This window comes from Flavobacterium sp., from assembly GCF_030146175.1.
Lineage (GTDB): Bacteria > Bacteroidota > Bacteroidia > Flavobacteriales > Flavobacteriaceae > Flavobacterium.
In genome coordinates, this window is the sequence record NZ_JASLCE010000092.1 from 1 (window position 1) to 10182 (window position 10182).

The window sequence follows — 10182 nt, forward strand, 5'->3', positions numbered from 1 at the left end:
ATCTTCTACACCTGACAGGTTTACAAAACCTGTCAGGTGTTCCTGTTCCAAACAAAACATAAAAAAACCGGATTTTCTTCCGGTTTTTATATTTTACGAGTTACGAATTCATAAACTAAACATTAAAATCCTTAAAATCATAGGTTCCGTCGGTATTAAAAACAATTTTATAAAGTCCTGTTCCATCATCAACAATTGTAGGAATACAGTCAAAGGATTTTAAAAGCGCAATAAAGCCCCCGGTTCCTCCATAGGGATACGAATACGGCATATACTCTAATATCCCTGTATTCGGACTAAGTTTTCTTAAACCGACAAAATCAACCTCATAATTCTTATAAAGTGCTTCCACTAACGAATAAAAATGCCAGCTATTTTCCGTTCTTACTACAGTTGCATGAAGTGGTTTTATATCGGTATCCAAAAACCAAAATTGTGATATGGCATATTCAGGAAAGGCCTCAAGCCAGTAGTGATCATATAGTTCAGAGTAATTATCTCTAGCCTCTTTGAATTTGTCAAAAACAGTTTTTAGATCGTAAAAAGTCGTTTCATCTGGAAAATCAAATTCAAGATAACAGTTTGGTGTTTCCATTTTAAAGTTATTTGGATCAAATATAAAACTATATTGGAATTCTTTTAGACGATGTGTAAAATACTGACGGGAATAGAAAAACAGGAGCATTAATAAACAAAAAGAAATGCCTATTTTTGTTCGTTATTCGTTATAAGCAAATATTTTGGGATTATATAAAAACCTATTCAAGCAAACATTTATCTACGGCGTAGCAACGGTACTGCCTCGAATGCTTAGCTTTTTACTGGTTCGCCTTCATACGGACCTGATGCCAAAGAGCGATTATGGGAATGTAACCATTGTTCTTTCCTGGATGGTCTTTTTTAACGTTATCCTTTCGTATGGAATGGAAACGGCTTTTTTCCGTTTTTACAACAAAGAGGAAAACAAAAAAAGCGTCATTGAAACGACTACCATTTCGTTATTCTGGTCGTCGATGTTATTCCTGGCAATGGGATTATTGTTCCGGAGCACGCTGGCCGAATGGGCCGATGTGGAAACCCAATTTGTAACCTATGCCATCTGGATTTTGGTCTTGGATGCTTTGGTAGTGATACCATTTTCCAAACTCAGAGCCTTTCAGCGCCCCATTAAATATGCGGTGATCAAAATAGCCAATGTCACGATTAACGTAGGGTTAAACGTTTTCTTTTTAGTATTCCTTCCTAAAATAGCCAAAGCTGATCCCAACGGATTCATCAGTAGTTTTTATATTCACGATTATCAGGTAGGCTATATTTTTATTGCCAATCTGATTGCGAGTTTAGCGACGCTATTGGTATTCCTGCCGGATTATGTCCGATTAAAATGGCATTTCAATTTCCCGCTATGGAAAAACATGATGGATTATGGATTACCGATTTTATTCGCCGGACTGGCATTCGGAATTAATGAGCACTTCGATAAAATTCTGTTGGGAAAACTATTGCCGCAAAATATTGCCAAAGCAGAAGTAGGGGCTTATTCGGCCTGTTATAAACTCGGCCTTTTTATGGTGTTGTTCCGAACGGCCTATACGTTGGGAATTGAACCGTTCTTTTTTAATCATGCCGACAAAAAAGATGCACCGCAAACCTATGCCGTCGTGACCAAATACTTTGTCATTTTTGGTTCGATGATCTTATTGGGAGTTATCGTTTTTGCCGATATCCTAAAACAGGTTCTGGTTCCAAACAGCAGTTATTGGGAAGCAATGAAAGTGGTACCGCTTATTATTCTGGCGAATTTCTTTTTGGGGATTTACACCAGTTTATCGGTTTGGTACAAATTAATCGACCGAACAAAAGTGGGCGCTTATATTTCCATTGTTGGTGCTGTCGTTACCTTGGTGCTAAATTATGCTTTAATTCCGACCTATAGTTATATGGGATCGGCCATCGCAACACTGGCGGCCTACGGAACCATGATGAGTATTTCCTATTTTATGGGGAATAAATACTATCCGATACCCTATGATAAAAAAAGAATCCTGGGCTATCTGATTGTTTCGTCAGTCTTGGCCGGACTTTCCTTTTATGTTCCGGCACTCCACAATTACTATTTTGGGGTATTGGCGATCCTGGTTTTCGGATATTTTATCTACCGAAACGAAAAAGATACGTTATTACGAATTATGAAGAAAAAAGTTGCCTGATTTTTTCTAATTTTAAAGACAATTGCAAAATAGAATACGCAAAGCAAATAAATATACAATGACCATAAAAATAATTAATAAATCACAACACGCATTACCCGAATATGAAACGATAGCCTCAGCCGGAATGGATCTGAGAGCGAATATTACCGATCCGATAACTTTAAATCCGTTAGAAAGAGCCTTGGTAAAAACCGGACTTTTTATCGAATTACCGATCGGATATGAAGCACAGGTACGCCCTCGTAGCGGACTGGCTTTTAAAAAAGGAATCACCGTATTAAATAGCCCCGGAACAGTTGATGCTGATTATCGCGGTGAAATAGGTGTTATTTTAGTAAATTTATCCAATGAACCGTTTGTGGTTGAAAATGGAGAACGTGTAGCACAATTGGTAATTGCCAAACATGAAAGAGCCGAATGGGAGTTGGTGGAAACACTTTCGGAAACCGTAAGAGGCGAAGGCGGATTCGGAAGTACCGGTGTCAAATAAACGATAAAAAGAAAAACCCCGTTAATATATAAATGATGCTTGCTCGTCAAGTCTCGTCCCCTAAAATACATAGCATAAATGAAGATAATTGTCCCTATGGCCGGTCGTGGATCACGACTTAGACCACATACTTTAACGGTACCAAAACCGTTAATTCCGATTGCCGGTAAGCCTATTGTTCACCGATTGGTAGAAGATATTGCCGGAGTTTTAAATCAGGAAATCGAAGAAATAGCATTCATCATTCACAAAGATTTTGGCGACAAAGTACCGGGTGAATTAATTGCTATTGCTGAAAAATTAGGAGCAAAAGGAACGATTTATTACCAGAACGAACCGTTGGGAACGGCGCATGCGATTATGTGTGCCAAAGAAAGTATGTCGGGACCAATTGTGGTAGCCTACGCCGATACGCTTTTTAGAGCCGACTTTACCTTAGACACAACCGCCGACAGCGTAATCTGGGTAAAACAGGTAGCAGATCCGAGTGCCTTTGGTGTAGTACAATTAAACGATAAAAATGAGATCGTTGATTTTGTAGAAAAACCAAAAGAATTTGTTTCCGATCTGGCGATCATCGGTATTTATTATTTTAAAAGCGGTGAAACCCTACGTAGCGAACTACAATATTTATTAGACAATAATGTCGTAAAAGGTGGCGAATACCAGCTAACGGACGGTTTGGAAAACATGAAACAAAAAGGACTGAAATTCGTTCCGGGTACGGTAGACGAATGGATGGACTGTGGAAACAAAAACGTAACCGTAGAAACCAACTCCAGAATGTTGAACTTTTTACATAACGATGGAGAAAACCTGGTTTCGGCGACCATCAAAAATGAAAATTCAACCATCATTCCACCGTGTTTTATCGGGGACGATGTGGTATTGATTAACGCAACGGTAGGACCAAATGTATCGTTAGGCAAAGGAACGACGGTACAAAACAGTACCATTAAAAACAGTTTGGTACAAACCAATGCCACCATTAAAAATGCCACATTAGACAATGCGATGATCGGAAATCACGCGTCGTTTGATGGTAATTTTACCAGTATTAGTATTGGAGATTATTCCGTTTTAGAATAAGATGAAAATAAAAAGACAGCTTATAATTTTTACATTGCTCGGGTTTCTGAGTGTTCCGGTAGCGGTATCGGCACAACAGGAACCGGATGCTATTGCTTTGGAAAACGACGAGTTCCAGAATAATTTCTACGAATCGTTAAAACAAAAAGGAATCGAAAATTATGATAAAGCCATACAATCGCTTTATAAATGTCTTAAAACGCAACCGGAAAACCCGGTAATTCATCACGAACTGGGAAAAAATTTCCTGGCTCAGAAAAACTATGCCGAAGCCGAAAAATCGTTTCAAAAAGCCATTGATCTGGATCCGAAACAACGGTGGTATTGGAATGGTTTGTATGACGTCTATTACGAAACCAAAGACTTTAACCGTTCGATTCCGGTTGTGCAGAAGCTGATCAGTTTCGACAAAAAGTTCCAGGACGATCTGGTGTCTTTATATATGTATACCCAACAATTTGATAAAGCGTTAGCGCTGATCAATGAAATGGATGTAACGACCGGATTAACATCGACATTGGAGATGTACAAACTGCAAATCCTGAGTGATGCCAAATATCGTAAACCGGAAAAGGAAAACCTCGAACAGGCCATTAAAAATAATCCGACCGAGGAAAGCAATTATATCCAGCTGATCTATTTGTATTCCGAAAGCAATCAGGAAGACAAAGCACTGGAAGTGGCCAAAAAACTGGAAAAAGCAATTCCGACTTCCGATTGGGCACAGGTAAGTCTTTTTAAATTTCATCTGAATAACAGAGAACCGCAAAAAGCCGCCGATGCCATGTTTCTGGTATTAAAAAGCAAAAAAATCGATACTAAAATCAAACATCGTGTATTAAACGAATTCCTGATCTTTTCGAACAATACCAATTCCTTTAAAAAGGAACTGGCACAGGCAGTCGATTATTTGTCGGAAGATCCGAATGTAAACGTACCGAAAGAAATCGGAACATTTTTTCTGGAAAAAAAGAAATATGCCGACGCGATTGCTTACTTTGAAAAAAGTCTGAGCCGCAAAAACGACGACATTGGCACGATAGAATTATTGTTACAGGCCTATACCGATACCGGACAATATGATGCGGTTAACAAAAAAGCAACAGACTATCTGGATTTATTTCCAACGCATGCAAAGTTGTACTTTTTTGCAGGGATGGCGCAAAATCAATTAAAAAATTATAAAAAAGCCCTCGAGTTATTACAAACAGGAATGGATTTTGTAGTAGAAGACAGAGCCTTGGAAATCAACCTGAATATTCAGATGGGCGAAGCCTACCACGGTTTGGGCGATGAAAAGAAAAAAGAAAGCTATTTTATCAAAGCCGATCAATTGTTAAAACAGAAAAAATAATGAAGCGAATAAGTATCGTACTAATCCTGATAGTGTTGGTATCCTGTAAATCCAAACAAAACATTGTGACCGAACAGGGCGCATCCGAAAAAGTGGAAGTTTCGAAGATCATTCAGGGACATTATGCCAATAAGCTCGATTTTCAGACAGCCAGTATCAGAAGTACGGTAAGCTATGACGATGGAAAAACAGCCTTGTCGATAAACTGTGATATCCGGATTAAAAAAGACGAAACCATTATGGTAACCGCTCGCGCTTTAGGATTGATCACGGTAGCCAAAGCACTGATCACACCCGAAAGAGTAAGTTTTTACAGCAAAGACGGGAAATATTTTGACGGGGATTACCGTTTATTAAGTAAATGGCTGGGAACCGATCTTGATTTTAACAAAGTGCAAAACCTATTGTTGGGAAGAGCGATCGACGATTTGACAAAAACGAAATACAATGTCTCGATCGAAGGTGAAAAATACAAACTGAAAACAAAAGAAGGCAACAACATTGTCAAAGAATTTTTGTTTGAAGGCGCCAATTTTCTGCTAAAAGATCAGATTGTTTCGCAACAAAATCCGTTGCGTTCGCTGGAAGTAAACTATCCGGCCTATAAATCCTACGATAAGGCAACATTGCCGTTGAGTATGAACATCGATGCTTATGAAAAAGGAAAAGTCAAAATCGAAGTAAGTTATAACAGTATTAGTTTCGACGAAAAACTGAATTTCCCGTATACGATTCCGGAAGGCTACGAAGAAATAATTATTGATTAAATTTGAAAAAAATATAAAAAATGTACAAAACCCGCTTTAGTATATTGTTGTTATTGCTATCCGTAATCTCCTGGTCGCAGACGGAAGACAAACAACGTCAGCTAGAGGAGCGAAAAGCGCAAATCCAGAAAGAAATCCGAGAAGTACAGAAACTCCTTCAAACCGAAAAAAAGAAGGAGAAATCGGTATTGGTACAAATATCACAGCAGAACACCAAAATCAAATTAAGCGAAAAATTAATCAATACCACGCAAAAACAAACGCGGTTATTGACAGACGATATTTATTTAAAACAACTTGAAATTAACAAGCTTGGGCGGGAACTTACGGTTTTAAAGGAAGATTACTCCAAGATGATTGTTAAATCCTATAAAAGTCGTTCGGAACAAAGTCGTATTATGTTTGTCCTTTCTTCGGAAAACTTTTTACAGGCCTACAAACGGATTCAGTATATGAAGCAATATGCGAGCTTCCGAAAAATGCAAGGGGTGGAAATCAAAAACAAAACCCTGCAACTTCAGGATGCTACAGTTGTTTTAGAAACCAAGAAAAAGGCTAAAGAAAAACTGATTGTCGAAAGTGAAAAGGAAAAACACGAACTGGAGGATGACAAAAAAGAACAGGAAAAATTGATGAAAGTAATCCAGAAAGACCAGAAAAAACTGGCTGGAGACATCAAGAAAAAACAAGAAGAATCCAAAGCAATCGACCGACAAATTCAGCGTTTAATTCGTGAAGCAATTGCCGAAGCGAACCGAAAAGCTAGAGAAGCGGCAGCAGCATTAGCAGCGCGTAATAAAGCAGCGGGTAAAAAAGTAGAAAAAGTTGAAGCAACACCAGCGGCAGCCGAATCGACTACAAAATTCTATCTGACACCGGAAGGAAAAGCTTTAGCGGATAATTTCAGAGCCAATAAAGGGCGTTTACCATGGCCGGTAGAAAAAGGATTTGTATCCTTAGGTTTTGGTGATCAACCGCACCCGATTCATAAAAGTCTTATTGTTCACAACAGTGGTGTGGAAATTAGTACCGAACCGGGAACCAATGCCAGAGCTGTTTTTGGCGGCGAAGTACTACAGGTACAGGTGATTTCAGCGAACAATAGAGCGGTATTTATTCAGCACGGGGATTATGTTACCGTTTATCTGAACTTAAGTAAAGTATTTGTTGGAAAAGGAGACAAAGTATCGATCAAACAAAGTATTGGTGAGATCCATACCAACTCATCCGGTAGAGCGGTTCTGAAATTCCTGATTTCACAAAATACGACAACACTAAATCCACAAAGCTGGTTGGCGAATATGTAAAATAGTAGGGCTACACCTGACAGGTTTTCAAAACCTGTCAGGTGTGATCAGTAAATAAAAAAATCCCCTTGAATTTTCAAGGGGATTTTTTTTATTCCTGCATAAACAGGGCTTTTAATTCGGTAGCTTCATGCGGCTTCATTTTACCGGCAAGTACCAGACTTAACTGTTTGCGGCGCAATGCGGCTTCAAAGCGTTTTTTCTCTTCTTCGGTTTGTGGCACTATCGCCGGAACTTCTACAGGACGTCCGGTTTCATCAACGGCAACAAACGTATAAATGGCTTCATTTGCTTTATTTTTAATACCCGATTCGCGATCTTCGATCCATACATCAATAAAAATCTCCATGGATGTCTTAAAAGTACGGGATACTTTTGCTTCGACCGTAACCACACTTCCCAACGGAATCGCCCGGTTAAAGGCCACGTGATTTACCGAAGCGGTAACGCAAACACGACGGGAATGTCTTCTGGCTGTAATACTGGCCGCACGATCCATACGTGCCAACAATTCACCTCCGAAAAGATTATTTAAAGGATTGGTTTCACCGGGTAGTACCAAATCGGTCAAAACAGTGATAGAATCGGATGGAAATCTTTCTTGCATCTTTTTTTATTGCAAATATAACAATAGAAGCATAAAAAAATCCTGAATTTTTCAGGATTTGATAATTTTAAAGTTCTTTGATAAGCACCCAGGCTTCTTTATTATGGTGTTTATGGATTTCTCGTAATTTTTCCTGAGCATCGGCATAGGAAGTAAAACTACCGTATAAAACGGGATAAAGCCCGAAATTGTTTTTTTCCAGACGAACCGGTTCGTAGCCCAAGCGTTTTAATTCGTTAAAAATACGTTCCGCATTGGATTCACTTCTAAAAGCACCGGCCATAATATGATATGGTTTGATCACTTTTGTTCGCGTGTCTTTAACGTTAAGCGTTACCGGAGGTAGTGGACTTTCGATGAAAAATGTAGCCTGTTGAATTTCGTGCTGTACTTTTTCCTGTACATTTTTTTTAACAAGGATATTTTCTTTTTCGATTTGCTGATCGTAATACGATTTATACGTAGCCCCGCCAACCCCTAACGATAAGGCAAAAACAGCGGCGTATTTCAGGAAGGAATAATTTTTCTTTCTTTCCGGCGTAAAGATAATCGGCGCTTTTTCTTCCAGTTCTTCAACCTGCGCTTTTAATACTTCCCGCTTGATGGAAGGCGACACGACTGAAGTCAGTCCAAAAGAATCCGAAAGGTAATTTACTGAAGTTACCGGTTCGAAAACCCAGTTAAACTCAGAGTTAACGGTTATTTCCCCGATGTTTTTTAAAGCTAATGTTTCACGACGTTGTAGCTTTTCAATCCAGGTACCTACTTCGTGTTGGATAGCACGTACCGCTTCTTCATACGGCATGTTTTCCTGTAATGAGATATGATTGGCCAACAAGCCGTCGTTGTTTTTTAAATGTGGATTAAAAGACACCAATTTTTTAGGAGGATAGAACGTGTTCGTACTTCCATTCAGTTGTGCCGATTGGATTTCGGTTAAAAATGCGCCAAACCCAGGAACGGTAACACATTGATAACGATATAACAAAGCCGAGATGTAGTTTTCTATCTTCATATCTACAAAATTAGATATTCAATAGTGAATCCCAAATTTTATCAACAAATTTTATTAACAATTAAAATATAGTTGTAAACCATTGGTTGTTAGTTGTTTGTTTGGGAGGTCTCCGGAATTAAGGCTAAATACGACCGAATAAAGGTCAGAATTTGCCCGTTGGAACAGACAATTTGAAAATATGATTCGAAAGGAGTAACTTACTAATTGCTTTATTCGATTATACGCCATGAAAGATACAGAATTGTTTTACACATTAGCACTTTTAAAAGTAGCAGGAATACGGGATGTGATTGCAAAAAGATTGCTAAATCACTTTGGAGAAGCCGAAAAAATATTTGGTGCCCGATCCGGAGAATTGTTAGCGGTAGAAGGGATTGGCGCAATACTTTGTAATAAACTTCGGGATAAGACGGTTTTTAGTGCTGCAGAAGCGGAACTGAAATTTATTCAGAAATTCAATATTCAGGTGGCATTTTTTAAAGAAGAGACTTATCCATGTCATTTGAAATATTGCAATGACGGCCCGGTACTGTTATTTTCGAAAGGAAACATCCGATTGGAACAGTCAAAAATAATCAGCATTGTAGGAACGCGACAAATAACCAGTCATGGAATTGCGTTTTGTCGTAAGCTAATTGCCGATTTAGCGCCGTGGAATCCGGTAATCATCAGCGGATTTGCCTATGGAACCGATATAACGGCACATAGGGAAGCGGTGGAAAACAAACTGCAAACCGTTGCGGTGCTGGCACATGGTTTAAACCGGATATATCCGGCGACTCATGCCCGGTTTCAACATCCGATTATGGAAAATGGTGGTTTTCTAACGGAGTTCAGGAGCGATACCAAACCCGAACGGGAACATTTTATCCGAAGAAATCGTATTATAGCGGGTATCTCGGAAGCAACTATCGTCATCGAAAGTGCCGAAAAAGGCGGAGCGTTAATCACGGCCTATATGGCCGGTGGTTATAATCGGGATGTTTTTGCCGTTCCGGGAAGAGCTACCGATATGTTTAGTGCCGGATGTCATACGCTTTTAAAAACGCAACGGGCGCATATACTAACGGAAGCCGCCGATCTGGTTTATATGCTTAACTGGGATATCGCAAAGGTTACCGAAAAAGCCGTACAACAGCAACTTTTTGTGGAATTGGAACCGGACGAACAGCGCATATACGATTTTCTATCCCAAAATGGAAGAGAGCTACTCGATCTGATTGCGCGCAACTGTGCGCTTCCGGTTCATAAAGTGTCATCGTTATTATTACGGATGGAACTAAAAGGGGTAATCCGTCCGCTACCGGGAAAATTATTCGAAATACTGTAAAACAAAA

Annotated in this window: 10 protein-coding genes; 7 read left to right on the plus strand and 3 right to left on the minus strand. The window is 39.2% G+C overall.

The annotated features are described in order from the left end of the window. Positions 1 to 115: 115 nt before the first annotated feature. On the minus strand, positions 116 to 595 hold the full coding sequence (locus tag Q1R07_RS10840; RefSeq protein WP_300489847.1) for a hypothetical protein: 480 nt from the start codon (positions 593 to 595) through the stop codon (positions 116 to 118). A gap of 145 nt (positions 596 to 740) precedes the next feature. On the opposite strand from Q1R07_RS10840, the gene Q1R07_RS10845 reads away from it, so the two are divergent. The 6 genes from Q1R07_RS10845 (at position 741) to Q1R07_RS10870 (ending at position 7220) form a co-directional block, all read left to right on the plus strand. Continuing rightward, positions 741 to 2210 carry a polysaccharide biosynthesis C-terminal domain-containing protein gene (locus Q1R07_RS10845; protein WP_300489850.1) on the plus strand — a complete coding sequence of 490 codons (1470 nt, stop codon included), beginning with the start codon at positions 741 to 743 and terminating at the stop codon, positions 2208 to 2210. A gap of 58 nt (positions 2211 to 2268) precedes the next feature. Beyond that, on the plus strand, positions 2269 to 2703 hold the full coding sequence (dut, locus tag Q1R07_RS10850; protein ID WP_300489853.1) for a dUTP diphosphatase: 435 nt from the start codon (positions 2269 to 2271) through the stop codon (positions 2701 to 2703). Positions 2704 to 2781: 78 nt separating this feature from the next. After that, entirely contained in the window at positions 2782 to 3792 is a 1011-nt protein-coding gene (locus tag Q1R07_RS10855; RefSeq protein WP_300489856.1) for a sugar phosphate nucleotidyltransferase, read from the plus strand. Between the two features lies 1 nt (position 3793). Further along, positions 3794 to 5146, plus strand: a complete 1353-nt coding sequence (locus tag Q1R07_RS10860) for a tetratricopeptide repeat protein (protein ID WP_300489859.1) — start codon at positions 3794 to 3796, stop codon at positions 5144 to 5146. Then, positions 5146 to 5913, plus strand: a complete 768-nt coding sequence (locus Q1R07_RS10865; RefSeq protein WP_300489861.1) for a DUF4292 domain-containing protein — start codon at positions 5146 to 5148, stop codon at positions 5911 to 5913. Before Q1R07_RS10860 ends, Q1R07_RS10865 begins: the two co-directional genes overlap by 1 nt. Positions 5914 to 5933: 20 nt before the next feature. Then, positions 5934 to 7220, plus strand: a complete 1287-nt coding sequence (locus Q1R07_RS10870) for a peptidoglycan DD-metalloendopeptidase family protein (protein WP_300489864.1) — start codon at positions 5934 to 5936, stop codon at positions 7218 to 7220. A gap of 91 nt (positions 7221 to 7311) precedes the next feature. On the opposite strand, the gene Q1R07_RS10875 is transcribed toward Q1R07_RS10870, so the two are convergent. Beyond that, positions 7312 to 7827: an acyl-CoA thioesterase gene (locus tag Q1R07_RS10875; RefSeq protein WP_136403568.1), complete on the minus strand. Its 516-nt coding sequence runs from the start codon at positions 7825 to 7827 to the stop codon at positions 7312 to 7314. A gap of 67 nt (positions 7828 to 7894) precedes the next feature. Next, complete coding sequence (locus Q1R07_RS10880; RefSeq protein ID WP_300489867.1) at positions 7895 to 8842, minus strand: SPOR domain-containing protein; 948 nt, start codon at positions 8840 to 8842, stop codon at positions 7895 to 7897. A gap of 229 nt (positions 8843 to 9071) precedes the next feature. Between Q1R07_RS10880 and dprA the strand changes: the two genes are divergently transcribed. Continuing rightward, on the plus strand, positions 9072 to 10175 hold the full coding sequence (gene dprA, locus Q1R07_RS10885) for a DNA-processing protein DprA (RefSeq protein WP_300489870.1): 1104 nt from the start codon (positions 9072 to 9074) through the stop codon (positions 10173 to 10175). Positions 10176 to 10182 lie beyond the last annotated feature (7 nt).

Bases quoted from the DNA above. Each gene is read 5' to 3' on its own strand.
- Q1R07_RS10870 (WP_300489864.1), top strand. From the start codon at position 5,934: ATGTACAAAACCCGCTTTAGTATATTGTTGTTATTGCTATCCGTAATC.
- Q1R07_RS10860 (WP_300489859.1), top strand. From the start codon at position 3,794: ATGAAAATAAAAAGACAGCTTATAATTTTTACATTGCTCGGGTTTCTG.
- Q1R07_RS10880 (WP_300489867.1), bottom strand. From the start codon at position 8,842: ATGAAGATAGAAAACTACATCTCGGCTTTGTTATATCGTTATCAATGT.
- Q1R07_RS10855 (WP_300489856.1), top strand. From the start codon at position 2,782: ATGAAGATAATTGTCCCTATGGCCGGTCGTGGATCACGACTTAGACCA.
- dprA (WP_300489870.1), top strand. From the start codon at position 9,072: ATGAAAGATACAGAATTGTTTTACACATTAGCACTTTTAAAAGTAGCA.
- Q1R07_RS10865 (WP_300489861.1), top strand. From the start codon at position 5,146: ATGAAGCGAATAAGTATCGTACTAATCCTGATAGTGTTGGTATCCTGT.
- Q1R07_RS10875 (WP_136403568.1), bottom strand. From the start codon at position 7,827: ATGCAAGAAAGATTTCCATCCGATTCTATCACTGTTTTGACCGATTTG.
- dut (WP_300489853.1), top strand. From the start codon at position 2,269: ATGACCATAAAAATAATTAATAAATCACAACACGCATTACCCGAATAT.
- Q1R07_RS10840 (WP_300489847.1), bottom strand. From the start codon at position 595: ATGGAAACACCAAACTGTTATCTTGAATTTGATTTTCCAGATGAAACG.